The following is a 26,550-nucleotide window of genomic DNA, read 5'->3' on the forward strand; positions in this document are numbered from 1 at the left end:
TTTTACTCAGACAGGACGCAGTGATATTTCTCCACCCACCCAGGCTTTTATTTCGCCATCCTGTTCCAGTAACAGGCCACCCTGGCTGTCTACGCCTCGCGCAATACCATGAACCTCACGTTCACCGATAAGCAGCTTAACCGGCCGGTTAATAAAGTTATCCAGCGCAGCCCAGCGTGCGACAAACGGGGTTAATCCCTCCTGCTCAAAGAGCGGCAGAGCTTCGCGCAGACTGTTGATCAGACGTGCCGCAAGCTCATTGCGGTTTACCGTTACCCCGGCCTCCTGCAGGTTAATCCAGCCCTGATTAATCTGTGATGCATCGGCTGTTCGCATCGCCAGGTTAATCCCCGCACCAATCACGATCTGCGCAGCATCGCCGGTTTTACCTGTCAGTTCGACCAGAATACCCGCCAGTTTACGATCGTTCAGGTAAATATCATTGGGCCATTTTACGCGGACATCATCGGCCCCTAATGAACGTAATGTCTCAGCCATGATAATGCCAATTACCAGGCTCAGACCCATCGCCGCTGCCGGCCCCTGCTCCAGACGCCAGTACATAGACATGTAGAGGTTTGCGCCAAAGGGCGAAAACCACTGACGGCCACGACGGCCGCGACCCGCCTGCTGATATTCCGCAATGCAGGCAGCACCCGACTCCATTTCATGCATACGTTCCAGCAGATACTGATTTGTGGAATCAATCACCGGGATTACCGAGACGTTACCCTGCGTAACCTGTGAGAGTATCGCCTGCTCATCCAGCAGCTGTATCGGGGCAGAGAGACTGTAACCTTTGCCTGTCACGGTATAGACATCAAGACCCCAGCTTTTTAACGTCTGGATATGCTTATTTATGGCTGCGCGACTCATGCCCAGCGTTTCACCCAACTGCTCACCGGAATGGAACTCACCATCAGATAAGATATCAACCAGCTTTAGCGGAACATTATGGTCTTTCATGCGATCACCCCGACGGCATTACACTCACCCTGCGCCTGAATAAAGCGCACTTCGGGTTCAAGCCAGACATCGAATTTTTCACCAACCTGAGCGCGCACGGTTTTTGCCAGCGCAACGATATCGTCGGGAGTGGCATTTTCAGCGTTGATCAGCACCAGAGCCTGTTGCTGGTGAACTGCCGCGCCCCCGATGCGATAACCTTTCAGCTGGCACTGATCGATAAGCCATCCTGCTGCCAGTTTGATTTCACCATTTGGCATCAGATAGTGTGGCATAGCCGGAAAATGCGTCAGTAGTGAGCTGCACTGCACCTCGGTGACGACAGGATTTTTAAAAAAGCTGCCTACATTACCGGTGACTTTCGGATCGGGTAGTTTGCTCTGCCGCATCTGGCATACCGCGTGATAGACATCCCAGGCATTGGCCGTCACCGGATTGAGCGTTTTCAGATCGCCGTAGGTTAATACCGGTTGCCATTGCTTAGGCAATATTATCCCGACTGCGACGATGACATAGCCTGACTGGTAGTGATGTTTAAAAATGCTGTCACGATAGCCAAACTCACAGGCTTCACGATCGAGACGTTCTGTCTGACCACTGTGCAGATTAAGTACATCCACGTATTCGCAGACGTCTTTTAATTCCACGCCATAAGCACCTATGTTCTGAATCGGTGCCGAACCGGTCATACCAGGGATCAACGCCAGATTTTCCAGGCCTGTGATTCCTTTTTCCAGCGTGCTTTTAACCAGCTGATGCCAGTTCTCACCTGCCCCGACGTGTAATTTCCAGCACTCATATTCATCCTGAATTTTGATGCCTTTGATGCGGTTCAGCACCACTGTACCGGCAAAATCTTCCAGGAATAGGACATTGCTGCCTTCACCGAGCACAAGGAAAGGCGTTTGATCACTCTGGCTTGCCTGCCATGCTGCCAGAATGGCGGCTGGCGTCTCGGCGACGATGCGTTTCTGTGTATGTACTTCAAGCCCAAGCGTATTGTCGGCTTTTAAGGAGGGATGCTGGCTGGACATTTGACGGCCTTTACTGAGTTATCTGGCCGTAGTTTACCGTATCAGAGAGGGGTTCTCAGGCTGTTTTCGGGGGTTATGATGAGGTTTTTCACGATCTGCAGACGTAAAAAAAGCCCCGCACTTCCGTGCGGGGCTTCTTCACTTATTTAATGCCTGGCAGTTCCCTACTCTCGCATGGGGAGACCCCACACTACCATCGGCGCTACGGCGTTTCACTTCTGAGTTCGGCATGGGGTCAGGTGGGACCACCGCGCTAAAGCCGCCAGGCAAATCTTGGTGCACGAAACGAATCTTTTACGCCATGACCGCGTTGCCATCGCCCGGCCGCACCGGTCACATACTTCAGTATGCTCCCGCTGACGTCCTCGCTCTGCGCCTTGTCACGCCGCAAAATCTTTCGTTTCCGCTAATTTTTATCCGGTACAGGCTGAAAATTGTGTCTCTCAAAAACGCCTCTGGCGTTGTAAGGTTAAGCCTCACGGGTCATTAGTACCGGTTAGCTCAACGCATCGCTGCGCTTACACACCCGGCCTATCAACGTCGTAGTCTTCAACGTCCCTTCAGGACTCTCAAGGAGTCAGGGAGAACTCATCTCGGGGCAAGTTTCGTGCTTAGATGCTTTCAGCACTTATCTTTTCCGCACTTAGCTACCGGGCAATGCCATTGGCATGACAACCCGAACACCAGTGGTGCGTTCACTCCGGTCCTCTCGTACTAGGAGCAACCCCCCCTCAATTCTCCAGCGCCCACGGCAGATAGGGACCGAACTGTCTCACGACGTTCTAAACCCAGCTCGCGTACCACTTTAAACGGCGAACAGCCGTACCCTTGGGACCTACTTCAGCCCCAGGATGTGATGAGCCGACATCGAGGTGCCAAACACCGCCGTCGATATGAACTCTTGGGCGGTATCAGCCTGTTATCCCCGGAGTACCTTTTATCCGTTGAGCGATGGCCCTTCCATTCAGAACCACCGGATCACTATGACCTGCTTTCGCACCTGCTCGAGCCGTCACTCTCGCAGTCAAGCCAGCTTATGCCATTGCACTAACCTCACGATGTCCGACCGTGATTAGCTGACCTTCGTGCTCCTCCGTTACTCTTTAGGAGGAGACCGCCCCAGTCAAACTACCCACCAGACACTGTCCGCAGCCCGGATCACGGGCCTACGTTAGAACATCAAACATTAAAGGGTGGTATTTCAAGGTTGGCTCCACGCAGACTGGCGTCCGCGCTTCAAAGCCTCCCACCTATCCTACACATCAAGGCTCAATGTTCAGTGTCAAGCTGTAGTAAAGGTTCACGGGGTCTTTCCGTCTTGCCGCGGGTACACTGCATCTTCACAGCGAGTTCAATTTCACTGAGTCTCGGGTGGAGACAGCCTGGCCATCATTACGCCATTCGTGCAGGTCGGAACTTACCCGACAAGGAATTTCGCTACCTTAGGACCGTTATAGTTACGGCCGCCGTTTACCGGGGCTTCGATCAAGAGCTTCTCCTTACGGATAACCCCATCAATTAACCTTCCGGCACCGGGCAGGCGTCACACCGTATACGTCCACTTTCGTGTTTGCACAGTGCTGTGTTTTTAATAAACAGTTGCAGCCAGCTGGTATCTTCGACTGGCTTCGGCTCGGGGAGCAAGTCCCTCCACCTACGCGCCAGCGTGCCTTCTCCCGAAGTTACGGCACCATTTTGCCTAGTTCCTTCACCCGAGTTCTCTCAAGCGCCTTGGTATTCTCTACCTGACCACCTGTGTCGGTTTGGGGTACGATTCTGTGTTACCTGATGCTTAGAGGCTTTTCCTGGAAGCTGGGCATTTATCACTTCAGCACCGTAGTGCCTCGTCGTCACGCCTCAGCGTTAACAAGCGTCCGGATTTACCTGGACACTCCGCCTACACGCTTAAACCGGGACAACCGTCGCCCGGCTGATATAGCCTTCTCCGTCCCCCCTTCGCAGTAACACCGAGTACAGGAATATTAACCTGTTTCCCATCGACTACGCCTTTCGGCCTCGCCTTAGGGGTCGACTCACCCTGCTCCGATTAACGTTGAACAGGAACCCTTGGTCTTCCGGCGAGCGGGCTTTTCACCCGCTTTATCGTTACTTATGTCAGCATTCGCACTTCTGATACCTCCAGCATGCCTCACAGCACACCTTCGACGGCTTACAGAACGCTCCCCTACCCAACAACACATAGTGTCGCTGCCGCAGCTTCGGTGCATGGTTTAGCCCCGTTACATCTTCCGCGCAGGCCGACTCGACCAGTGAGCTATTACGCTTTCTTTAAATGATGGCTGCTTCTAAGCCAACATCCTGGCTGTCTGTGCCTTCCCACATCGTTTCCCACTTAACCATGACTTTGGGACCTTAGCTGGCGGTCTGGGTTGTTTCCCTCTTCACGACGGACGTTAGCACCCGCCGTGTGTCTCCCGTGATAACATTCTTCGGTATTCGCAGTTTGCATCGGGTTGGTAAGCCGGGATGGCCCCCCTAGCCGAAACAGTGCTCTACCCCCGAAGATGAGTTCACGAGGCGCTACCTAAATAGCTTTCGGGGAGAACCAGCTATCTCCCGGTTTGATTGGCCTTTCACCCCCAGCCACAGGTCATCCGCTAATTTTTCAACATTAGTCGGTTCGGTCCTCCAGTTAGTGTTACCCAACCTTCAACCTGCCCATGGCTAGATCACCGGGTTTCGGGTCTATACCCTGCAACTTAACGCCCAGTTAAGACTCGGTTTCCCTGCGGCTCCCCCTATACGGTTAACCTTGCTACAGAATATAAGTCGCTGACCCATTATACAAAAGGTACGCAGTCACCCCCATTAAGAAGGCTCCCACTGCTTGTACGTACACGGTTTCAGGTTCTGTTTCACTCCCCTCGCCGGGGTTCTTTTCGCCTTTCCCTCACGGTACTGGTTCACTATCGGTCAGTCAGGAGTATTTAGCCTTGGAGGATGGTCCCCCCCATATTCAGACAGGATACCACGTGTCCCGCCTTACTCATCGAGCTCACAGCTTGTGTGCTTTTGTGTACGGGAGTATCACCCTGTACCCTGCGACTTTCCAGACGCTTCCACTAACACACAAACTGATTCAGGCTCTGGGCTGCTCCCCGTTCGCTCGCCGCTACTGGGGGGAATCTCGGTTGATTTCTTTTCCTCGGGGTACTTAGATGTTTCAGTTCCCCCCGGTTCGCCTTGCAGCACTATGTATTCATGCTGCAATGATGCACAGAGTGCACCGGGTTTCCCCATTCGGACATCGACGGCTGTAGCGGTTCATATCACCTTACCGTCGCTTTACGCAGATTAGCACGTCCTTCATCGCCTCTGACTGCCTGGGCATCCACCGTGTACGCTTAGTCGCTTAACCTCACAACCCACAGGCGTTTTTCAACGCTGCGTGTTGCAAGCATTTGAGAGACTCGAACGCATCGCCAAATCATTCCTTATTACGGAGGAATGACGCGCTGCGTCGTTTCAATTTTCAGCTTGTTCCGGATTGTTAAAGAGCATAATACGTCGCAGCACACCGTTGCCGGTATGCTCTGAGGTATTTCAGAAAAAAACAGATAAACGGTATGGTGGAGCTAAGCGGGATCGAACCGCTGACCTCCTGCGTGCAAGGCAGGCGCTCTCCCAGCTGAGCTATAGCCCCATACAGTTACTGCAGAGACCACTACTACCACTCAACCGAGTACACTTCGTGAGAAATGCAATTCGTGCTCAGGCAAGGCATGTTTCCGCGAAGCATAGTGAACTATGCGAGCCGGAGACATAACGCAGCGTGAGTGCGAATTTGGTAGGCCTGAGTGGACTTGAACCACCGACCTCACCCTTATCAGGGGTGCGCTCTAACCACCTGAGCTACAAGCCTGTAGAGGTTTTTTCTGCTCGTTACTTTTTTTATCAGACAATCTGTGTGGACACTGCGCGGGAAGGTATCTTCAGGTAAGGAGGTGATCCAACCGCAGGTTCCCCTACGGTTACCTTGTTACGACTTCACCCCAGTCATGAATCACAAAGTGGTAAGCGCCCTCCCGAAGGTTAAGCTACCTACTTCTTTTGCAACCCACTCCCATGGTGTGACGGGCGGTGTGTACAAGGCCCGGGAACGTATTCACCGTGGCATTCTGATCCACGATTACTAGCGATTCCGACTTCACGGAGTCGAGTTGCAGACTCCGATCCGGACTACGACGCACTTTGTGAGGTCCGCTTGCTCTCGCGAGGTCGCTTCTCTTTGTATGCGCCATTGTAGCACGTGTGTAGCCCTACTCGTAAGGGCCATGATGACTTGACGTCATCCCCACCTTCCTCCGGTTTATCACCGGCAGTCTCCTTTGAGTTCCCGACCGAATCGCTGGCAACAAAGGATAAGGGTTGCGCTCGTTGCGGGACTTAACCCAACATTTCACAACACGAGCTGACGACAGCCATGCAGCACCTGTCTCAGCGTTCCCGAAGGCACCAAAGCATCTCTGCTAAGTTCGCTGGATGTCAAGAGTAGGTAAGGTTCTTCGCGTTGCATCGAATTAAACCACATGCTCCACCGCTTGTGCGGGCCCCCGTCAATTCATTTGAGTTTTAACCTTGCGGCCGTACTCCCCAGGCGGTCGACTTAACGCGTTAGCTCCGGAAGCCACTCCTCAAGGGAACAACCTCCAAGTCGACATCGTTTACGGCGTGGACTACCAGGGTATCTAATCCTGTTTGCTCCCCACGCTTTCGCACCTGAGCGTCAGTCTTTGTCCAGGGGGGCCGCCTTCGCCACCGGTATTCCTCCAGATCTCTACGCATTTCACCGCTACACCTGGAATTCTACCCCCCCTCTACAAGACTCAAGCCTGCCAGTTTCAAATGCAGTTCCCAGGTTAAGCCCGGGGATTTCACATCTGACTTAACAGACCGCCTGCGTGCGCTTTACGCCCAGTAATTCCGATTAACGCTTGCACCCTCCGTATTACCGCGGCTGCTGGCACGGAGTTAGCCGGTGCTTCTTCTGCGGGTAACGTCAATCGACGCGGTTATTAACCCCATCGCCTTCCTCCCCGCTGAAAGTACTTTACAACCCGAAGGCCTTCTTCATACACGCGGCATGGCTGCATCAGGCTTGCGCCCATTGTGCAATATTCCCCACTGCTGCCTCCCGTAGGAGTCTGGACCGTGTCTCAGTTCCAGTGTGGCTGGTCATCCTCTCAGACCAGCTAGGGATCGTCGCCTAGGTGGGCCATTACCCCGCCTACTAGCTAATCCCATCTGGGTTCATCCGATAGTGAGAGGCCCGAAGGTCCCCCTCTTTGGTCTTGCGACGTTATGCGGTATTAGCCACCGTTTCCAGTGGTTATCCCCCCTCTATCGGGCAGATCCCCAGACATTACTCACCCGTCCGCCACTCGTCACCCGAGAGCAAGCTCTCTGTGCTACCGTCCGACTTGCATGTGTTAGGCCTGCCGCCAGCGTTCAATCTGAGCCATGATCAAACTCTTCAATTTAAGTTTGATTTGCTTAAACAAGTTAAGCGGTGCTCATCTGTAAAACGTCATAATGAATTTCATTATGTGTTCACTCGTGAGGCTTGATATTTTTTTACGTCCGGAGACGCTGATATCAATCCTGCGAGTGCCCACACAGATTGTCTGATAAATTGTTAAAGAGCAGTGCGAACAGTGCGTTAGCGTCCTGTCGCGAGGTGGCGTATATTACGCTTTCCTCCTGCAGAGTCAACCTCTATTTCAGAAGTTTTTCTCCGGCGGCGCAGTCTCCTGTGCCTCTCAACCCGTTTTCCGTTGCCGGTGTTCCGTGTCGATGGAGGCGCATTATAGGGAGTTCGCGCGGGCTGACAAGTGTTTATTACGAAAAGATTATCGTTCGCAGTAATTTTCATCAAATCGCGCTATTTCGCTACGATTTGCCTGGTAACTGTGCAAAATCATTGGCAAAAGTGCTTACCTGCTGCCAGTCCGTGTACTCCACTTCTTTCGTCGAATCTGTCTCACCACCGGTCATGCGCATAATCAACTGGATCATGACGCGATCGAACCAGCGATAGCGCGGATAATAGAGCGCGCCTGCGAACACGGCACAGCAATCAGGCTGCCACGGCGAGTGTGCCAGGAACTTCTGCGTATAGGCATTGGTTTCAGGAGAGCGCTTCTCAGGTTTGCGCGCCGTCAGGTTCACCGAAAAGAAACCGCTGGTACGCTGCTGCAACTCATGAAGGTGTTGTTTAACGAACTTATCGACGACCGGCTGAAAATGGCCATAGCGGATAGATGCGCCAATTAACACGCGATCATACTGTGCCCAGTCAGGCAGAGTGGCATCCTGAATGTTCAGTACATCACACTGCTGCTGCTGACGGATCACATCAGCAATAGAAGAGGCAATCTTCTTGGTTTGTCCGTCGCGAGTGGAATAGAGAATCAGCGCTTTCATGTCAGCATCCTTATTAATTATTCACGCCAGAAAGTAGGCGTGAACAGCACCAGCAAGGTGAATACCTCGAGACGCCCGAACAACATGGTGGAAATAAGAATCCATTTCGCCACGTCATTCATTGAAGTGAAGTTATCAGCTACGACCCCTAAGCCAGGGCCGAGGTTATTGAGCGTCGCGGCAACGGCAGCAAAAGCCGAGAAGTCATCAACACCGGTAGCGATGATCGCCAGCATGCTGATCAGGAACACCAGCGCATAAGCCGAGAAGAATCCCCATACAGCTTCAAGGATACGTTCCGGCAGCGCCCGGTTGCCCAGCTTAATGGTGTAGACCGCATTGGGGTGAACCAGACGCTTAAGCTCACGGTTACCCTGCTTGCATAACAGCAGTATGCGAATCACCTTCAGACCACCGCCGGTTGAACCGGCACAGCCGCCGATAAAGGCGGAGCACAACAGCAGTACCGGCAGGAACAATGGCCAGCGAGCGATGCTGTCGGTCGTGAATCCCGCCGTCGTCGCCATGGAAACCACCTGGAAAAAGGCCTGGTTCAGCGTCTGCCAGCCACTTTCATAGACATTATGGAACCAGAGCACCAGGGTACAGATCAACACCAGCGTCAGCTGAACGCCAATAAACATGCGGAACTCAGGGTCGCGCCAGTACACACGCAGATTGCGTCCGCTTAACATGGCAAAGTGCAGGCCGTAGTTACAGCCTGAGATCAGCAGAAACACCGCCACGATGGTATTGATGGTGCCACTGTTAAAATAGCCGATACTGGCATCATGGGTTGAGAAGCCGCCAATGGCGATAGTCGAGAAACTGTGGCCAATAGCATCAAACGCTGGCATTCCCGCCAGCCACAATGCCAGCGCACAGGCTATCGTCAGCAGGACGTAGATCAGCCAGAGTGTTTTAGCCGTCTCGGCGATACGCGGTCGCATTTTATTATCTTTCAGCGGCCCCGGCATTTCAGCGCGATAGAGCTGCATGCCCCCGACGCCCAGAATCGGCAGTATCGCCACGGCTAATACGATGATCCCCATACCGCCCAGCCACTGCAGCATCTGCCGATAGAAGAGAATCGCCTTAGGCAACGAGTCCAGCCCCACCAGCGTGGTGGCACCGGTGGTTGTCAGGCCAGAGAAAGATTCAAAGAACGCATCCGTCACCGAAAGATGCGGCTGTTCGGCAAAGATAAAGGGCATCGCCCCTACGCTGCCCAGCACCGTCCAGAACAGGACCACAATCAGAAACCCTTCCCGCGGTTTGAGTTCGGTTTTCTTTTTGCGATTCGGCCACCACAGCAGCGAGCCGATCACCAGCGCCATCATAAAGGTCTGGCTAAACGCCCGCCCTGCGCCATCGCGATAAATTAAGGCGACCAGGCCGGGCAAAATCATCGTCACTGAAAAGAGGATCACCAGCAGACCGACTATGCGGGTAATGGCGCGAAAGTGCATTCAGCCGTTCCTTTAAATAAAAGAGATGAACATCATGGTGTGAGCGGGATCAGCGATAACGCGCCCCGACTAAAGTCTGACAGATTTTTTTGAACCCGTCGATCTGTCCGTAAGGTACAGCCAGCGTCAACGCAATACGATCCTGAAACTGGCTGTCGGTCACCTTACCTTCAAAACGCTGTACCAGCCGTTCAATATCACTGAGCTGTGCATAGTCACATTGCAAAGTGAACAGCTTCATCGGCACTTTGCGCTGCCGTGGCAGCTGCTTAAGCCCCTGCTGGACGCCACCACCATATGCTTTCACTAAGCCGCCGGTTCCCAGCATGATGCCACCGTAGTAACGCACCACCACAGCGGTAATCTCGCCAATATCCGCGCCCATCAGTTGCGCCAGCATCGGTTTCCCTGCCGTACCCGAAGGTTCACCATCATCAGAGAAACCGAGTTGCTGAGAATCATTCGGCGCGCCCGCTACCCAGGCCCAGCAGTGATGCCGGGCAGTGGGATGCTCGCTTTTAACCTGCTGGACAAACGCGCGCGCTGCCTCTGCACCCTCGGTGTGCGCCAGTAGCGTAATGAAGCGACTCTTTTTTGATTGTCTCCTCACTGCTGCTTACTGGCACAGCGGGAATATCAAAGGCCTCCATCAGGCCAGATGCAGATCGCGGGTCATGTTCTCAACGCGATGCGCATGGATCACCACGTTATCCTCGATACGAATCCCGCCATAAGGCCGAAGCGCATCAATGGCCTGCCAGTTAAAGTGCTGACTGAAACGGCCTTCACGCAGCGGCTTGAGTAACGAATCAATAATATAGAAGCCCGGCTCAATGGTTAATACCATGCCCGGTTGCAGCACGCGGGTGCAGCGAAGATAAGGATATTGCGCTGGCGCGGCGAGATGGGTGCCCTGCTCATCCTGCATAAAACCGGCAACGTCATGGACCTGCAGACCCAGCGGATGCCCCAGGCCATGTGGCATAAACGGACCGGTCAGATCTTCAGCCACCAGCGCTTCTTCGCTGATTCCCTGAACCAGCTCAAACTTCAGCAACATCTTCGCAATACGCTGATGCATCTGAAGGTGGTAATCGGTGTAGCGTACGCCCGGTTTCAGCGTGGCTATCAGGGCCAGCTCTTCAGTGTTCATCGCCTCAACCATTCTGGCATAGAGCGAACTGCTCTGCGCCGCATAGCTGCGGGTCAAATCAGCGGCATAGCCAAGATACTCGGCACCCGCATCAATCAAAAAGCTATGGCGTTTCGCCGGTGGCTGATGATCCAGCCGGGTGTAGTGCAGCACCGCAGCGTGCTCATTCAGCGCAATGATATTGCCGTAAGGTACATCGGTGTCGCGATGACCGGTAGCGGTCAGATACGCCTGATTGATATCGAACTCACTTAAGCCCGCCGAGAACGCCTCTTTCGCCGCGCGATGACCGGCAACCGCCAGCTTCTGCGCCTGGCGCAGACAGGCGAGTTCATAATCAGTTTTGATGCTGCGATGGAAGTGCAGGAAGTCGATTACCGCTTTGGGATTAATATTGCCAGAGGCGATGCCGAGCTGAGATGCACGCGCGTTAACCGGGCCGATATAGGCGACGTTATCACGCTGTGCAGGCAGCAACTGCGCTATCTCATCCGCATTTTTCAGGCCGATAACGTCGACATCCCCGGTCCAGAAGCTATCCGGCAACGGTTCAACGTTATGCCAGTAATCCACCGGAGAGTAGAACCACAGTTTCGGTTTGTTTACCCCATCAATCCAGAGCCAGCAGTTGGGCACCTGCGTCACCGGCACCCAGGCCTTGAACTGCGGATTCACCTTAAACGGATAAGTGTGATCATCCAGAAACACCGTCAACAACTCACCGGAATGGATCAACATCGCATCCAGTTTATTGCGTGCCAGCACCTGCTGCGCCCGTTGTTGCAACGTGGCGATGTGCGCGTGATACAAGGTCTTCAGTGAATCCATGGACGTCTCTCCAGTGTCGCGAAATGGCCGCAGTTTAGCATACCCCTTGCGCAGATGCCGAAGTCGGCGCAGCTGTGATCTTGTTAGCAAATAAGCAAAGACCAGTTTGCAAAAAATTAACATCACTCCCACACTCACGATCATCTGGTATGACCAGATCACCTTTCGCGGTTTCAGGAGACGCACATGCTCTACCAAGGCGCTAACCTTACTCTTCACTGGCTGGACGATGGCATCGCCGAGCTGGTTTTTGACGCTACGGGCTCGGTCAACAAGCTCGATACGCAAACTGTCGCCAGCCTGGGCGAGGCAATAGCTGTGCTGGAGCAGCAGCCAGAACTGCGCGGCCTGCTGCTGAGCTCCGCTAAACCTGCATTTATTGTAGGGGCAGATATCACCGAGTTCCTTTCACTGTTTGATGCACCCACCGAAAAACTGAGCCAGTGGCTGAGTTACGCCAACAGCATCTTCAATCGTCTGGAAGATTTGCCGGTACCGACTCTGGCCGCCATTGACGGCTATGCACTGGGCGGCGGATGTGAATGCGTACTGGCAACCGATCTGCGTATCGCTACTGCGGACGCCCGTATTGGCCTGCCGGAAACCAAACTCGGCATCATGCCGGGATTTGGCGGCAGCGTGCGATTGCCGCGCCTGCTGGGCGCCGACAGTGCGCTGGAAATTATTGCGGCGGGAAAAGATGTCGATGGCAATGCCGCTCTTAAACTCGGTCTGGTCGATGCGGTGGTGTCTCGCGAGAAACTGCGTGAGGCGGGAATCACCATGCTCAAAGCCGCTGCCACTGATGGCAGCTGGCGCGCCCGCCGGGCCCCTAAGCTGGCTCCGCTGAAACTCAGCCCGATTGAAGCGGCCATGAGCTTCACTATCGCGAAAGCCATGGTGCTGCAAACCGCAGGCAAGCATTATCCCGCTCCGCTGATGGCGGTAAAAACCATTGAAGCTGCAGCCAGCCTTGGCCGCGATGACGCGCTGAAGCTTGAAACCGCAGCGTTTGTGCCGCTGGCCCAGTCTGATGAAGCACGCGCGCTGGTCGGCATCTTCCTCAACGACCAGTATGTGAAAGGTCTGGCGAAAAAGCGCGGCAGCGAAAGCGGCGCACCCGCTCAGGCAGCGGTACTGGGCGCAGGCATCATGGGTGGCGGCATCAGCTACCAGTCTGCGTGGAAAGGCGTGCCGGTCAGAATGAAAGATATTAATCCACAGGCGTTAACGCTGGGGATGAACGAAGCCAGCAAGCTGCTCAATAAGCTGCTGGAACGCGGCAAAATCGACGGCAACAAACTCGCCAGTGTGATCGCCACTATCCAGCCCACGCTGGATTACGCCGGTTTTGAACAGGCTGATGTGGTGGTTGAAGCGGTGGTAGAGAATCCGCTGATCAAGGCAAAAGTGCTGGCGGAAACCGAACAGCATCTGCGTGAAGATGCGATTCTGGCCTCCAATACCTCGACCATTCCCATCAGCCAGCTGGCGCAGGCGTTGCAGCGTCCGGAAAACTTCTGCGGCATGCACTTCTTCAATCCGGTACCGCGTATGCCGCTGGTAGAGGTGGTTCGTGGCGAGAAAACCAGTGAAGCGACCCTGAGCAAAGTGGTGGCCTGGGCCAGCAAAATGGGCAAAACCCCGATCGTAGTGAATGACTGTCCGGGCTTCTTTGTTAACCGGGTGCTGTTCCCTTACTTCGCCGCTTTCAGCCTGCTGCTGCGCGACGGCGCCGATTTCCGTCAGATTGATAAAGTGATGGAAAAACAGTTTGGCTGGCCGATGGGCCCCTCATGGCTGCTGGATGTGGTCGGCATCGATACCGCGCACCACGCGCAAAGCGTCATGGCTGACGGTTTCCCGGATCGTATGAAGCATGACTATCGTGATGCGATCGATCTGCTGTTTGATGCCGGTCGTTTTGGCCAGAAAAATGGCAAAGGCTTCTGGCGCTGGGAAGAAGATAAAAAAGGGCAAGCTGACAAAAGTGGCTGATACCGAAGTGGATACGCTGCTGGAGCAGGTCTGCCAGCCTAAGCGGGTCTTCAGCGACGAAGAGATCCTGAATCGCATGATGCTGCCAATGCTGAATGAAGTAGTGCGCTGCCTGGAAGAGAAGATTATTGCCTCGCCAGCGGAAGCGGATATGGCGCTGGTCTATGGTCTCGGCTTCCCGCCTTTCCGTGGCGGCGCTTTCCGCTATCTCGATACCCTGGGCAACAGCAATGTGGTGGATCAGGCCCGGCGTTATAGCGCGCTCGGTGGCTTATATGCCCTGCCTGCGCTGCTGGTGCAGAAAGCCCATCAGCATGAAAGCTGGTATCCCGCCGCCAAACCGATTGATGAAGCCGCGCTGAAAAGCGCCTGAGGGCAAAAAGATGGAAAATGTGGTGATTATTGATGCGGTGCGCACGCCAATGGGACGTTCAAAAGGCGGCGCCTTTCGTCACGTGCGCGCTGAAGATCTCTCTGCGCACCTGATGCGCGAACTCCTGAGCCGCAACCCGGCGGTGAACCCGACATCACTGGACGATATCGTCTGGGGCTGCGTACAGCAGACGCTGGAACAGGGATTTAATATCGCGCGTAACGCCGCGCTGCTGGCCGAAATCCCGCATTCAGTGCCGGCCACCACCGTCAACCGACTGTGTAGCTCTTCAATGCAGGCGCTGCATGATGCGGCCCGCGCCATTATGGTCGGTGATGCGCAATGCTGTCTGATCGGTGGCGTGGAGCATATGGGACATGTGCCGATGAATCACGGCGTCGACTTTCATCCCGGTCTGGGCCGAACCGTGGCAAAAGCAGCAGGCATGATGGGCTTAACGGCTGAAATGCTGGCGCGAATGCATCATATCAGCCGTGAGCAGCAGGATGCATTTGCCCTGCGTTCACACCAGCGGGCCTGGCAGGCCACCCAGCGTGGGGACTTTGCAACAGAGATTGTCGCCACCTATGGTCACGACAGCGACGGCATTCTTAAACGCTATGACTTCGATGAGGTGATTCGCGAGGAGACCAGCGCCGAAGGACTGGCGGCACTCAAACCCGCCTTCGATCCGGTTAACGGCACCGTCACGGCGGGTACATCGTCGGCGTTGTCAGATGGCGCGGCCGCCATGCTGGTCATGAGCGAATCACGCGCCCGTGAGCTGGGGCTGACACCGCGTGCGCGCATTCGCAGCATGGCGGTGGTGGGCTGTGATCCTTCGATAATGGGTTATGGACCGGTACCGGCCAGCAAACTGGCATTGAAACGGGCGGGACTGAGCGTCAGTGATATCGATGTGTTTGAGCTGAATGAAGCCTTTGCCGCGCAGACGCTGCCGTGTATCAAGGACTTAGGTTTGCTGGAACGGATGGATGATAAGGTCAATCTGAATGGCGGCGCGATTGCGTTAGGCCATCCGCTGGGCTGCTCCGGCGCACGCATCAGCACGACATTGCTGAATATTATGGAACGACGCGATGCCCGTTTTGGCCTCGCCACCATGTGCATCGGACTGGGTCAGGGCATTGCGACCGTATTCGAGCGTCTGTAATACGTTGAGTCTTACTTTGTCAGATTTACCCGCCGTAAACCGGCGGGTTTTTTCTGTCTGCTACAGGCTGCTACAGGGAATCAGATAAAGGCAAACGCATCGCCATACATCTGTGACTCCACCGCGCCACGCTCGGCACAGAAACGATCGCGGGCAATCTTCGCCATCTCAAAACGTCCGGCGATGTAGATCTCATGCTCGCTCAGCGTACTGAAGTCCTGCATTACTGCCGTCAGTACCGTGCCTGAACGGCCCTGCCAGCCCGCTTCAGGTTGCTCGACAACCGGAATCACCTTCAGGTTCGGGTGCTTCACCGCCAGCGCATCCAGCTCTTCCAGATCGTACAAATGCTTGAGCTCACGTCCGCCCCAGTAAATGGCGATATCGCGCTCTGGCTGTTCCGCCAGTGCAGTGAGCAGAATCGAACGGGCATAGGAGAAACCGGTGCCGCCTGCAATCAGGATCAGCGGCTTGCTGCTCTCTTCACGCAGCCAGGCATCGCCGTGCGGCATATCAACCGTAATCTGGCGATCGTTACGGATGCGATCCATGACGGCCATGGCATAGAGGTTCAGATCGGACGCGCCGATATGCAGCTCAATGATATCTTTTTCCATCGGCGTTGAGGCCAGTGAGAACGGACGCTTGTCACGCTCGTCCATCACTACCATCAGATACTGTCCCGCGCGAAAACTGAATTCCGCTTCAGGGATCAGGCGAACGCGATAGACCGTGTCGGTAATCGCCTCAACCGAAGTTACTTTACAGCTTAACGTTGTCATGCGTTCCCTCTGTCGGGTCGTCTTTATGGTTGTGCTCGCCATCAACGCTGTGGCGGCTGATCAAAAATACCTAGCTCATCCCAGATAGCATCAATGCGCGCGGTGACCGCAGGATCTTTGACGATAGGTGTACCCCATTCGCGCTGCGTTTCACCTGGCCACTTATTGGTCGCATCCATCCCCATCTTCGATCCCAGCCCGGAAACGGGCGAAGCGAAATCGAGATAATCGATTGGGGTATTTTCCACTAATACCGTATCGCGGGCCGGATCCATACGCGTGGTGATCGCCCAGATCACGTCGTTCCAGTCACGCGCATTAACGTCATCGTCACACACAATAACAAATTTGGTGTACATGAACTGCCGCAGAAACGACCAGACGCCAAACATGACACGTTTGGCATGCCCCGCGTACTGCTTTTTAATCGTCACGACCGCCAGCCGGTATGAACACCCTTCTGGCGGCAGATAGAAGTCCACGATCTCCGGGAACTGCTTCACCAGAATCGGCACCAGCACTTCATTCAGCGCCACACCCAGCACCGCAGGTTCATCTGGCGGACGGCCGGTGTAGGTGGAGTGATAGATAGGCTTATGGCGCTGCGTAATATGCGTAACGGTAAACACCGGGAAGCTATCTACTTCATTGTAGTAGCCGGTGTGGTCGCCGTAAGGTCCTTCCGGCGCCATATCGCCCGCTTCGATATACCCTTCCAGCACGATTTCCGCGCTGGCGGGAACTTCGAGATCGTTCGAGAGGCATTTCACTACTTCGGTTTTATTGCCGCGCAGTAAACCGGCAAACGCATATTCTGACAGCGTATCAGGCACCGGCGTTACGGCCCCAAGGATAGTGGCAGGATCGGCACCCAGCGCCACCGAGACCGGAAAACGCTCACCCGGATGCGCTTTCGTCCACTCCAGATAATCGAGCGCACCGCCACGGTGCGACAGCCAGCGCATGATCAGCCGATTTTTGCCGATCACCTGCTGCCGGTAGATACCGAGATTCTGCCGCTCTTTGTGCGGGCCGCGCGTCACGGTCAGCCCCCCACGTAATCAGCGGGGCCGCATCGCCCGGCCAGCACTTCATCACCGGAATCCGCGTCAGATCGACTTCATCGCCGCTGAACACCTCTTCCTGACAGGGTGCATTGCGCAGGCGTTTGGTCGGCATGTTCAGGACCTGCTTAAACTGCGGCATCTTATCGAACAGATCGCGGAAGCCTTTTGGCGGCTCCGGCTCTTTCAGGAAGGCCAGCAGTTTACCCACTTCACGCAGTGCGCTGACCTCTTCCTGGCCCATGCCCATTGCCACACGCTTTGGTGTGCCGAACAGATTGCACAGCACCGGCATGTCGTACCCTTTCGGGTTTTCAAACAGCAGAGCCGGGCCACCGGCACGCAGAGTGCGGTCGGCGATTTCGGTCATTTCCAGTTCAGGATCGATCGACTGGGTAATGCGCTTTAGCTCACCGCGCTGTTCGAGCAGCGCGAGAAAGTCTCTTAAATCGTGATATTTCATGCGGCTTTAGCTTTCCGGCCAGAGTGAATCGGCCATTATAGGTCTGATTAAGCGGTTATGCTGAGGTTTATATGGCAGCGTCATACGCACTGAAAGGGAACCAGCGGTTGTAACGCGCGGGCATCGTGATACCCCTGAATCGGCTCGCCGTGGCGAAACAGTTTAAAATCTTCGTTTCGCACGCTGTGATAGCGCAGCTGATTGTCGTGAACGTGCAGAAAACTGCCTTCACGCAGTGCAATCACCGATTCAGTCGGATTAACTGCACAGAACTCTGCCAGCCGTTCGTCACGGGTTTCGCCCATATGACCGCTGACGCTGGCATCCAGATAGTGGGGATTAATCTGCACCGGAAAGAGTCCCAGCGCAGGCAGCACCACGCTGCTGCGCACCGGCATATCGTTCGTGGTACGGATTGAGGGCGTCGCCACGTTGCAGCCTGCGCTCCAGCCGACATAAGGTACCTGTCGCTCCCGCACCGCGCGCTGAATCGCTCCGATCAGACCCTGCTCATGCAGCATCTGATTCAGGAACCAGGTGTTGCCGCCGCTGACTAAAATCAGCTCTGCCTGCGCAATCGCTTCAGCCGGTGAGGCGAATGCCTGAACCCGCTCAACCTGAATGCCCAGTGAGGCACTGAGTTCGGCGGCGCGTTGCTGCTGATCGCCACGAATAATCGCGTAGGGGATCAGTACCGCCGAGCGGATAGCGCGTCGGGCGATCATGGCGTGCAGCTGCGGCTGCGCATAGCCCAGCAGCGGCGCATCATCCGCCAGCTTGCCGTTGCTCAACAGAAAGAGTTCCATCAGAGGATCCTTTTGCAGATGTGATGGTCATTGAGTCTGATACAGAGCAATAGCAGACGTCAATTTTCAGTCACCTTTTCTGCTGCCCTCGGGCATCTTAAGAAAAGTCTCAGTTTATTTTCTTTGCGGGACGCTTTACCCTGCCCCTGCGCTATAACTCTGGCAACAGGTTTGCTATTCTTAGCGTCCATTCAATGGGAGCAGTTATGGAATCCTGGTACTTACTCTATTGCAAACGTGGACAGCTACTGCGCGCGAAGGAGCATCTGGAGCGGCAGGAAGTGCATTGCCTCAGCCCGATGATCGCTCTGGAAAAGATCGTGCGCGGTAAACGCACCACCGTGAGTGAGCCACTGTTCCCGAATTATCTGTTTATCGAGTTTGATCCGGAAGCCATTCACACCACGACGATCAGCAGCACCCGTGGCGTCAGCCACTTCGTGCGCTTTGGCACGACGCCCGCGACAGTGCCTTCAGCCGTGATTGAAGCGCTGGAAACAGACGTCCCGCAAATCCTGCTTGACCCTGAAACGCCGCAAAGCGGTGATGAAGTGGTCATCACCGACGGGACGTTTGAAGGGCTGCGCGCTATCTTTGCCGAGCCGGATGGTGAAACGCGCTCAATTCTGTTGCTTAATTTGCTGAACAAGCAGGTAATGCGCAGCGTCGACAACAAGCAGTTCCGCAAGATTTAAGCCAGTCTGAATAACGTCCGCGCATTATGGTCGATGCGGGTCGCCAGTTCCTCAGCACTCTCACCACGCCATGTCGCCACCTGGTGCACAATATGCGGTAAAAAGCAGGGTTCATTACGGCGCGAAGTCGGGCGCGGACGCATGTCGCGCGGCAGCAGATATGGGGCATCCGTTTCCAGCAGCAGGCGATCGGCCGGAATCAGTGGCAGCAGCTCGCGCAACTCCAGACCACGGCGCTCATCGCATACCCAGCCCGTAATTCCTACCGATAATCCCATGCCCAGACAGGCTTCCATTTCATCACGCGTGCCGGTAAAGCAGTGGATCACCGCGCCAGGCAGTTTTGGCAGCCAGGGCGCCAGCACTGCGGCGAAACTCGCATGGGCTTCGCGGCAGTGCAGAAAGACCGGCATATTGAGTTCCGCCGCCAGAGCCAGCTGCGCATCAAACGCATACTCCTGCTGCTCATGAGCCGACAGATTGCGATTGAAATCGAGTCCGCATTCACCGATGGCAACCACTTCCGGTTTTTCAGCCAGGCGACGCAGGGTGCTGGCAATTTCCGTTGACCATTCGCTGGCATGATGAGGATGAACGCCCGCGGTAGACCAACAGAAGCCCGCTTGATCTTCAGCCAGTCGCTGAGCCTGCTGGCTCTCCAGCGCGTTAGTGCCGGTAATAAGCATGCCGGTGACGCCCGCATCACGCGCGCGTTTAACCACCTTTTGCCGGTCGGAGGCGAATTGCGTGCTGGTCAGGTTTACACCGATATCAAACATAATTTTTCCCACAGTTTATAAACAAAAACCGCCCATCAGGGCGGTTTGGATTGATCGCTTCCCGCCAGTGCGGGTAAAGCTGTCCGCATCAGGAGTCGGTATTCTCTTCTTCATCCTGTAACCGGCGGCCTTTACCCACATAGTAACGGGAAAAGAATACGCCGACTTCAAACAGGCAGTACATCGGAATAGCGAGCAAAGTTTGGGAAAAAACATCCGGCGGTGTGAGCAACATCCCGACCACGAAGGCGCCCACCAGAATATAGGGACGTTTCTTCTTCAACTCTTCCGGGCTGGTGATACCGGTCCAGCACAGCAACACAATCGCCACCGGCACTTCAAACGCCACGCCAAATGCCATAAACAGCGTCATGACAAAATCGAGGTATTTGGAGATATCCGTTGCTACAGTCACGCCGATCGGCGCTGTCTTGGTGAAAAAACCAAATGCCAGCGGGAAGACCACGAAATAGGCAAAGGCCACGCCGAAGTAGAACAGGAAGGTGCTGGAAAACAGCAGCGGCATAACCAGCCTGCGCTCATGACGGTAAAGCGCCGGGGCGACAAATGCCCAGACCTGATAGAGGATCACCGGCACCGCAAGAAACACCGACACTATAATGGTCAGCTTAATCGGGGTGAAGAACGGTGAGGCCACATCGGTCGCGATCATGCTGGAGCCCACCGGCATCTGGCTGATTAGCGGTGCCGCGACCAGCTGGTAGATGTCGTTGGCGAAATAAACCAGCACCAGGAAAATCGCTAATACGGCAATGATGCAGTTCAGTAGTCGCTTACGCAGCTCAATCAGATGACTGATGAGCGGTTGGGTATCTTCAACGGCCATTATCGTTCATCACTTGCAGAAGAGGGGGTAGCGGTTTGACGCGCAGGATCGGCTGGCCTGGCAACGTCGCCAGCGGGCGCCTGTGCCGGTGCGCTGGCCACAGCGGTTGGTGCGGCAGAGGACTGCGCCGCCGGACCTGATGAAACCGCTGAAGAAGCCGGTGCCGGAGCAGTGGCGACGGCAGAAGGTGCGGCAGAGGATTGCACCGCCGGACCTGAGTCTGAAACCGCAGACGGTGTCTGTGCCGGGGCACTGGCCTGGTGTTCTGCTGTAGCCGGTGTCGCCGAAGGCTCAGCCGGAGCAGGCGCGGGCCTGTGCTGAGCCGAATGGATGGTGTTTGCCTCGTCTTCCTCTTTTTCAATGTCGATGCTCTGACTGACCGAGCGTTTCATTGAATCCGCAGTTTTACGCAGCTCTTCCATCGACTCTTTCAGCTCGGGTGAGAGCGTGCCACGGCCCGCTTCTTCCACCTTTTTCAGGCTCTCCTGCAACTCCTGCAGCTTGAGCTCCTGCGCCAGTTCATGTTGTACATTGGCTGCCAGCGAACGAATCGCCCTGATCCAGCCGACCACGGTTTTCACCGCAACCGGTAAACGTTGCGGGCCGAGTACAATCAGCCCGATCACGAACACCAATACCAGTTCACTAAAACCAATATCAAACACGGTTTACACCTGCTTGTCGTTCTTGGCTTCTTCTTTGTTAGCCGAAGTTTGCTGTTTGTCCGCCAGCGTTTTGGCAGCGAAGTCAGCGTCCTGCTCTTTCGGTTGATCCTTTTTTGTCGTCCTCGTCACCCATGGCTTTTTTGAAGCCACGAATCGAAGAACCCAAATCTGAACCCAGATTACGTAATTTGTTGGTACCGAACAGAAGTACAACAATCACGGCAATGATTAACAATTGCCAGATACTGATACCGCCCATGAGATAGCCTCTAATATTCTGTGAAAACGATGAGGTAATGCACCACAGAGTGCCCTTTTCAACCGGGCCTGAGCCAGCGACATTACCTTTTTTTAGACGGACGTGACAATCAGTTTGTCTTACGCCAGCCGATTAACCAGGAGACAATTCCTGCTGCCATCAAAACCGCCGGGAAAAAGTCCCAATCCGGTCGGGTGAGCAGCACAGCCGTTCCGCTTAACAGCAACGTTGCACCGACGCCGAACAGGTAACGCGCCTGATGGTGCCGGACGCGCTGCGCATTCATATCGCCCACTAATTTATCGACGCTGTGCCGCAAAAGTTTGTGCTGGCGCATGCTGTCGTAAAACAGCTCCGGCAGCTCAGGGAGCTTCTCAGCCCAGAATGGCGCTTTCTCTTTTACCGCACGGATAATAGCCGGTAATCCCACCTGATCTTTGATCCACTCTTCCAGGAAGGGCTTGGCTGTCTTCCACAGGTCGAGCTGCGGATAGAGCTGACGGCCGATGCCTTCAACATAGAGCAGCGTTTTTTGCAGCAGGACCAGCTGCGGCTGCACTTCCATATTAAAGCGGCGTGCGGTGTTGAACAGGTTCAGCAGCACATGCCCGAAGGAGATTTCAGCCAGCGGTTTTTCAAAAATCGGCTCGCAGACCGTACGAATCGCAAACTCGAAATCTTCTACGTTGGTATCGGGCGGCACCCAGCCTGAGTCAACGTGCAACTCCGCGACCTTACGGTAGTCACGGTTGAAGAAGGCGATAAAGTTTTCAGCCAGATAGCGCTTATCTTCTTTGTTCAGTGAACCCACGATACCGCAGTCGATGCCGATATATTGTGGATCTTCCGGATGTTCATAGCTGACAAAAATATTGCCAGGATGCATATCCGCATGGAAGAAGCTGTCGCGGAAGACCTGGGTGAAGAAGACCTGCACGCCACGTTCTGCCAGCAGCTTCATATTAACGCCATGACGCTCCAGCGTGACAACATCTGAAATCGGAATGCCGTAGATGCGCTCCATCACCATCATGGTTTCGCTGCAGTAGTCGGAATAGACTTCCGGCACATAGAGCATGCGGCTATCTTCAAAATTCCGGCGCAACTGAATGGCGTTGGCCGCTTCACGTAACAGATTCAGCTCATCAAGCAGGGTTTTCTCATAATCGCGCACCACTTCGACCGGACGCAGACGACGGCCATCCGGCAACAGGCGCGGGACCCAGCGGGCCAGGCGATAGATCAGCTTCATGTCCGCCCGAATCACCGGCAAAATATCGGGGCGAATCACTTTAATCACCACTTTCTTGCCAGTTGATTTCAGCGTGGCGGTGTGCACCTGCGCAATGGATGCCGAAGCCAGTGGCTTGATATCAAAATCATCAAACCAGGTTTCAATCGGCGCGCCCATTGAAGCTTCAATCTGCGCTTTGGCTTTGACGCCATCGAACGGCGCAACACGGTCCTGCAGGATCGCCAGTTGATCGGCAATCAGCGGCGGGAAGAGATCACGACGGGTCGACAGCATCTGGCCAAACTTGATCCAGACCGGACCCAGCTGCTCCATCGCCATGCGCATACGTGCGCCGATCGGTTCATGCTGATGCAGATTAGGGATCCAGAAAACAGAGCGACGCCACAGGCGAAACAGGAAAGTGAGGCGTGTCTGAGGAATCAGTTCATCAAGGCCATAGGTCAGAAACACCTTCATGATCAGATATAAGCGGCGGATCTCTCCAAAACTCATTTTGCCTCCAGCTGCGCCAGACGCGCATCAAGCGCCTCAAGCGAACGTTCCATCGCGTCGACCTCCTCAGAAAACCAGGCTAATTCCAGCGAGCCAGGCGCAACACGCCACTCTTCGGTTATGGCCTGTCCGAGATAATCCTGGCGACGCTGCACTTCACCTTTGAAAAAGCGTAATGCCTGTTGTGAGCGCTGGCTGATCCCCTGTGCGGCGATATCGCCGACCCAGGGAGCCAGATATTCTGCCGGATCCAGCTCAGCCAGATCCATCAGCGCAGAGAACTGCTGCACCACCTGCAGGTCACCTTCAACCTGCAGTTCACCGCTACGGATCAGCGGCGTCAGCTGCTGGCGATCGCGCAGCTTCGGCAGGGTTTTCAGCGAGGTGATCACCGTGCAGTCACTGCGATCCTGCCAGTCAGCCAACACATCGACCTGCTGTTCACTGAAGACCAGCACCAGCGGATGAGAGAACTCATTCAGGCGCAGCGTCAGCACTTTGCCATTCAGGCGTTGCCGCGCCGGTTTCAGGCCACGATCGCGATAGAGAATACGGTTCAGCGCCGTTTCCAGGCCCGCGGTAATCAAGGGCGTCAGGTTCATTACCATCTCACTCAGAACTTAAATCCACGATGCAGCGCCACAATGCCGCCGGTCATATTGGAGTAAGTGGTATTTTCAAAACCGACATCGTTCATCATCGCTTTCAGGGTCTCCTGATCGGGATGCATGCGGATCGATTCGGCCAGATAGCGATAGCTCTCTGCATCCTGCGCCACTAGCTGTCCGATACGCGGCAGAATATGGAACGAGTAGGCGTCATACGCTTTGCTCAGCGGATCCAGGACGGGTTTAGAGAACTCCAGCACCAGCAGGCGTCCGCCCGGCTTGAGTACCCGGAACATAGAGGCCAGCGCCTTCTCTTTTTCCGTAACGTTACGCAGGCCAAAAGAGATGGTAATGCAGTCGAAATAGTTATCAGGGAAAGGCAGGGCTTCGGCATTGGCCTGTACGTAACTCACGTTGCCGACCACGCCCTGATTGCGCAGCTTTTCGCGGCCCATCTTCAGCATGGAACTGTTGATATCGGCCAGTACAACCTGACCCGTTTCGCCCACCAGGCGAGAAAATTTAGCCGTCAGATCGCCGGTACCCCCCCGCCAGATCCAACACGCGCTGACCGCGACGTACGCCGCTGCTGTCAATGGTAAAACGCTTCCAGATACGATGGACGCCAAACGACATCAAATCGTTCATCAGGTCATATTTTGCCGCTACGGAGTGAAACACGTCCGCGACTTTGTCAGCTTTTTCGCTTTTGGCGACCGTCTGAAAGCCAAAATGGGTAGTTTCCTGCTGTGATTCATCTGCCATCGGTTTTACCTGCTCCACAAACAATACTTCCCGAAGTGTATCAGAGTCACGGAAGTCAGGCACGCTGCGCCCATACTATTCGTGGAGGCGCCTCACATGCATCTCACTCTCATCCGCATCACTGTCATCATCTGCGTCATCAGCCGCCCGGTTTTCCGGCATGGCTCGTTCGGCCAGCTGAGGATTAATTGGCCGTTTGATCTCCACGCCCAGCGCACGAAATCCTTCAGTCTGCGCAATCAGGTTGCCGCGCCCTTCTGACAGCTTTTTCATCGCCTCGCGATAGCTGTTCTGCGCCTTATTCAGGCTGTGACCAATGCCGCTCATGTCATCGACAAACAGCCGCATCTTGTCATAGAGCCGCGTTGCCCGATCGGCAATACGCTGTGCATTGCGGCTCTGATGCTCATAGCGCCACAGATTATTAATGGTACGCAACGCCACCAGCAGCGTGGTGGGGCTGACCAGCATGATGTTCTGCTGCAGCGCCTCACCAATCAGCTCAGGCTGGCGGTCAATGGCCAGCAAAAAGGCGGGCTCCACCGGGATAAACATCAGCACATAATCCAGCGATCGTAAGCCGGGCAATTGTTGATAATCTTTTCGTCCCAGCAGGCGGATGTGCGCCCGCATGGCAGCGACATGTTCCTGAATAGCCTGCTCTCGTTCGATCTCATCATCCGCATTGAAGTAGCGCTCATAGGCCACCAGCGTCATTTTGGCGTCCACCACCACATCTTTGCCCTGCGGCAGGCGCACAATCACATCCGGCTGCATCCTGCCCTGCTGTTCTGACTGAATGCTCACCTGGGTTTCATATTCGTAGCCTTCACGCAGTCCGGAAGCTTCCAGTACCCGGCTCAGCACCACTTCACCCCAGTTACCCTGGATTTTATTATCGCCCTTCAGCGCTTTGGTCAGGTTAAGCGCCTCCTGCGCCATCTGCGCATTCAGCTGCTGTAACTGCCGGATTTCATGGGTCAGGGTATGTCGCTCACGCGCTTCTGCGCCAAAGCTTTCATGAACTTGACGACGGAAGCCATCAAGCTGTTCACGCAACGGACCAATCAGCCCGTCCAGACTTTGCCGGTTCTGTTCATCGACGCGACGGCCGCTGTTTTCGAAAATACGGTTGGCGAGGTTTTCAAACTGGGCGCTAAGGCGTTGTTCGCTGTTGGTCAGCAGGCGCTGTTTCTCTTCTGCGGCGAAACGGGTCTCTTCAAGGCGAATGGTCACCTCGCGCAGCTCCGCCTCCTGTGCGCTGTTGACCTCCAGCTGATTGCGCAGTTCACGATTAAGCTGCTCACTTTCATTACGCCAGTAATCAAGCTGTTGCAGTCGCTCATTGGCGCCGCTCAGCGCGCCGTGCAGCTGACGAAGCTCCTGCTCACGCTGCTGCGTCTGCTGCTGAAGCTGTTCGATTTGCTGCTGCTGACGCTGTTGCGCCTCTTCCTGCAGACGGCGCTCGGTCTGGAAACTGGCGACCTGATGGCCGGCACGTAACTGTGCCAGCATCCAGCCAATCCCTAACCCGGCAAGCGCCAGACAGGCGCTGATAATGATGTGCTGATCCATGATTTCCCCCGCGACTCAGGCTGCTGAGGGAAAGGTAGAGTCGCACTGTATGAATG

Annotated in this window: 15 protein-coding genes, 2 tRNA genes, 3 rRNA genes and 5 pseudogenes; 3 read left to right on the forward strand and 22 right to left on the reverse strand. The window is 55.0% G+C overall.

The window, feature by feature from the left end:
• Window positions 1-6 precede the first annotated feature (6 nt).
• From birA to pepQ, 11 genes and pseudogenes are all read right to left on the reverse strand, one after another.
• Window positions 7-966, reverse strand: coding sequence for a bifunctional biotin--[acetyl-CoA-carboxylase] ligase/biotin operon repressor BirA (gene birA / locus JNO11_RS18565; RefSeq protein WP_010261004.1), 960 nt, complete (start codon window positions 964-966; stop codon window positions 7-9).
• Complete coding sequence (murB, locus tag JNO11_RS18570; protein ID WP_158132083.1) at window positions 963-2,000, reverse strand: UDP-N-acetylmuramate dehydrogenase; 1,038 nt, start codon at window positions 1,998-2,000, stop codon at window positions 963-965. The genes birA and murB overlap by 4 nt, the downstream gene beginning before the upstream one ends.
• A 151-nt stretch (window positions 2,001-2,151) precedes the next feature.
• Window positions 2,152-2,267 (reverse strand): 5S ribosomal RNA (rrf, locus tag JNO11_RS18575).
• 198 nt (window positions 2,268-2,465) lie between these two features.
• Window positions 2,466-5,379: ribosomal RNA gene (locus JNO11_RS18580) — 23S ribosomal RNA — on the reverse strand.
• Between the two features lie 209 nt (window positions 5,380-5,588).
• A tRNA-Ala gene (locus JNO11_RS18585) sits at window positions 5,589-5,664 on the reverse strand.
• Window positions 5,665-5,806: 142 nt separating this feature from the next.
• Window positions 5,807-5,883, reverse strand: a tRNA-Ile gene (locus JNO11_RS18590).
• A 75-nt stretch (window positions 5,884-5,958) separates the two neighbouring features.
• A 16S ribosomal RNA gene (locus JNO11_RS18595) occupies window positions 5,959-7,501 on the reverse strand.
• Together the 16S, 23S and 5S rRNA genes with 2 tRNA genes alongside form the textbook arrangement of a ribosomal RNA operon.
• Before the next feature lie 409 nt (window positions 7,502-7,910).
• Window positions 7,911-8,444, reverse strand: a complete 534-nt coding sequence (hemG, locus tag JNO11_RS18600) for a menaquinone-dependent protoporphyrinogen IX dehydrogenase (RefSeq protein WP_033773286.1) — start codon at window positions 8,442-8,444, stop codon at window positions 7,911-7,913.
• 17 nt (window positions 8,445-8,461) lie between these two features.
• A complete protein-coding gene (gene trkH, locus JNO11_RS18605) occupies window positions 8,462-9,913 on the reverse strand; it encodes a Trk system potassium transporter TrkH (protein WP_010257200.1) in 1,452 nt (483 codons plus the stop codon).
• Between the two features lie 32 nt (window positions 9,914-9,945).
• Window positions 9,946-10,563, reverse strand: a pseudogene (locus tag JNO11_RS18610) (IMPACT family protein).
• Window positions 10,563-11,894 carry a Xaa-Pro dipeptidase gene (gene pepQ / locus JNO11_RS18615; RefSeq protein WP_010671687.1) on the reverse strand — a complete coding sequence of 444 codons (1,332 nt, stop codon included), beginning with the start codon at window positions 11,892-11,894 and terminating at the stop codon, window positions 10,563-10,565. The pseudogene JNO11_RS18610 and the gene pepQ overlap by 1 nt, the downstream one beginning before the upstream one ends.
• Window positions 11,895-12,080: 186 nt before the next feature.
• Here pepQ and fadB point away from each other — a divergent pair.
• Together fadB and fadA are read left to right on the forward strand one after the other, a co-directional pair.
• Window positions 12,081-14,265: pseudogene (gene fadB / locus JNO11_RS18620) on the forward strand (fatty acid oxidation complex subunit alpha FadB).
• 10 nt (window positions 14,266-14,275) lie between these two features.
• Window positions 14,276-15,439, forward strand: coding sequence for an acetyl-CoA C-acyltransferase FadA (gene fadA / locus JNO11_RS18625; RefSeq protein WP_325177576.1), 1,164 nt, complete (start codon window positions 14,276-14,278; stop codon window positions 15,437-15,439).
• A gap of 80 nt (window positions 15,440-15,519) precedes the next feature.
• On the opposite strand, the gene fre is transcribed toward fadA, so the two are convergent.
• The 3 genes and pseudogenes from fre to pepE form a co-directional block, all read right to left on the reverse strand.
• The gene (fre, locus tag JNO11_RS18630; protein ID WP_010257219.1) at window positions 15,520-16,221 is read right to left on the reverse strand and encodes an NAD(P)H-flavin reductase; all 702 of its coding nucleotides are present in this window, start codon (window positions 16,219-16,221) and stop codon (window positions 15,520-15,522) included.
• A 41-nt stretch (window positions 16,222-16,262) separates the two neighbouring features.
• Window positions 16,263-17,748: pseudogene (gene ubiD, locus JNO11_RS18635) on the reverse strand (4-hydroxy-3-polyprenylbenzoate decarboxylase).
• A gap of 80 nt (window positions 17,749-17,828) precedes the next feature.
• The gene (gene pepE, locus JNO11_RS18640; RefSeq protein ID WP_010257226.1) at window positions 17,829-18,554 is read right to left on the reverse strand and encodes a dipeptidase PepE; all 726 of its coding nucleotides are present in this window, start codon (window positions 18,552-18,554) and stop codon (window positions 17,829-17,831) included.
• 206 nt (window positions 18,555-18,760) lie between these two features.
• On the opposite strand from pepE, the gene rfaH reads away from it, so the two are divergent.
• Complete coding sequence (rfaH, locus tag JNO11_RS18645) at window positions 18,761-19,249, forward strand: transcription/translation regulatory transformer protein RfaH (RefSeq protein ID WP_010257230.1); 489 nt, start codon at window positions 18,761-18,763, stop codon at window positions 19,247-19,249.
• Here the strand turns inward: rfaH and tatD are convergent.
• From tatD to rmuC, 8 genes and pseudogenes are all read right to left on the reverse strand, one after another.
• Window positions 19,246-20,028 (reverse strand): 3'-5' ssDNA/RNA exonuclease TatD, encoded by a 783-nt coding sequence (gene tatD / locus JNO11_RS18650; RefSeq protein WP_325177577.1) that lies wholly within the window; start codon window positions 20,026-20,028, stop codon window positions 19,246-19,248. The two genes, rfaH and tatD, sit on opposite strands and share 4 nt — an antisense overlap.
• 88 nt (window positions 20,029-20,116) lie before the next feature.
• Window positions 20,117-20,875: a Sec-independent protein translocase subunit TatC gene (tatC, locus tag JNO11_RS18655; RefSeq protein WP_010257238.1), complete on the reverse strand. Its 759-nt coding sequence runs from the start codon at window positions 20,873-20,875 to the stop codon at window positions 20,117-20,119.
• Window positions 20,875-21,540, reverse strand: a complete 666-nt coding sequence (gene tatB / locus JNO11_RS18660; RefSeq protein WP_325177578.1) for a Sec-independent protein translocase protein TatB — start codon at window positions 21,538-21,540, stop codon at window positions 20,875-20,877. Before tatB ends, tatC begins: the two co-directional genes overlap by 1 nt.
• 3 nt (window positions 21,541-21,543) lie before the next feature.
• Window positions 21,544-21,799, reverse strand: a pseudogene (tatA, locus tag JNO11_RS18665) (Sec-independent protein translocase subunit TatA).
• A gap of 109 nt (window positions 21,800-21,908) precedes the next feature.
• Complete coding sequence (gene ubiB / locus JNO11_RS18670) at window positions 21,909-23,546, reverse strand: ubiquinone biosynthesis regulatory protein kinase UbiB (protein ID WP_325177579.1); 1,638 nt, start codon at window positions 23,544-23,546, stop codon at window positions 21,909-21,911.
• The gene (locus tag JNO11_RS18675) at window positions 23,543-24,148 is read right to left on the reverse strand and encodes an SCP2 domain-containing protein (protein WP_010257253.1); all 606 of its coding nucleotides are present in this window, start codon (window positions 24,146-24,148) and stop codon (window positions 23,543-23,545) included. Before JNO11_RS18675 ends, ubiB begins: the two co-directional genes overlap by 4 nt.
• An 11-nt stretch (window positions 24,149-24,159) precedes the next feature.
• Window positions 24,160-24,919: pseudogene (ubiE, locus tag JNO11_RS18680) on the reverse strand (bifunctional demethylmenaquinone methyltransferase/2-methoxy-6-polyprenyl-1,4-benzoquinol methylase UbiE).
• A gap of 75 nt (window positions 24,920-24,994) precedes the next feature.
• Entirely contained in the window at window positions 24,995-26,494 is a 1,500-nt protein-coding gene (gene rmuC, locus JNO11_RS18685; protein WP_325177580.1) for a DNA recombination protein RmuC, read from the reverse strand.
• Window positions 26,495-26,550: the final 56 nt, after the last annotated feature.

The sequence above is a fragment of the Pantoea sp. 1B4 genome, assembly GCF_016925765.1.
In the GTDB taxonomy this organism is placed as follows: domain Bacteria; phylum Pseudomonadota; class Gammaproteobacteria; order Enterobacterales; family Enterobacteriaceae; genus Pantoea; species Pantoea agglomerans.

Coding starts and splice junctions, on each gene's coding strand:
- birA (WP_010261004.1), bottom strand. CDS start 966: ATGAAAGACCATAATGTTCCGCTAAAGCTGGTTGATATCTTATCTGAT.
- murB (WP_158132083.1), bottom strand. CDS start 2,000: ATGTCCAGCCAGCATCCCTCCTTAAAAGCCGACAATACGCTTGGGCTT.
- hemG (WP_033773286.1), bottom strand. CDS start 8,444: ATGAAAGCGCTGATTCTCTATTCCACTCGCGACGGACAAACCAAGAAG.
- trkH (WP_010257200.1), bottom strand. CDS start 9,913: ATGCACTTTCGCGCCATTACCCGCATAGTCGGTCTGCTGGTGATCCTC.
- pepQ (WP_010671687.1), bottom strand. CDS start 11,894: ATGGATTCACTGAAGACCTTGTATCACGCGCACATCGCCACGTTGCAA.
- fadA (WP_325177576.1), top strand. CDS start 14,276: ATGGAAAATGTGGTGATTATTGATGCGGTGCGCACGCCAATGGGACGT.
- fre (WP_010257219.1), bottom strand. CDS start 16,221: ATGACAACGTTAAGCTGTAAAGTAACTTCGGTTGAGGCGATTACCGAC.
- pepE (WP_010257226.1), bottom strand. CDS start 18,554: ATGGAACTCTTTCTGTTGAGCAACGGCAAGCTGGCGGATGATGCGCCG.
- rfaH (WP_010257230.1), top strand. CDS start 18,761: ATGGAATCCTGGTACTTACTCTATTGCAAACGTGGACAGCTACTGCGC.
- tatD (WP_325177577.1), bottom strand. CDS start 20,028: ATGTTTGATATCGGTGTAAACCTGACCAGCACGCAATTCGCCTCCGAC.
- tatC (WP_010257238.1), bottom strand. CDS start 20,875: ATGGCCGTTGAAGATACCCAACCGCTCATCAGTCATCTGATTGAGCTG.
- ubiB (WP_325177579.1), bottom strand. CDS start 23,546: ATGAGTTTTGGAGAGATCCGCCGCTTATATCTGATCATGAAGGTGTTT.
- JNO11_RS18675 (WP_010257253.1), bottom strand. CDS start 24,148: ATGAACCTGACGCCCTTGATTACCGCGGGCCTGGAAACGGCGCTGAAC.
- rmuC (WP_325177580.1), bottom strand. CDS start 26,494: ATGGATCAGCACATCATTATCAGCGCCTGTCTGGCGCTTGCCGGGTTA.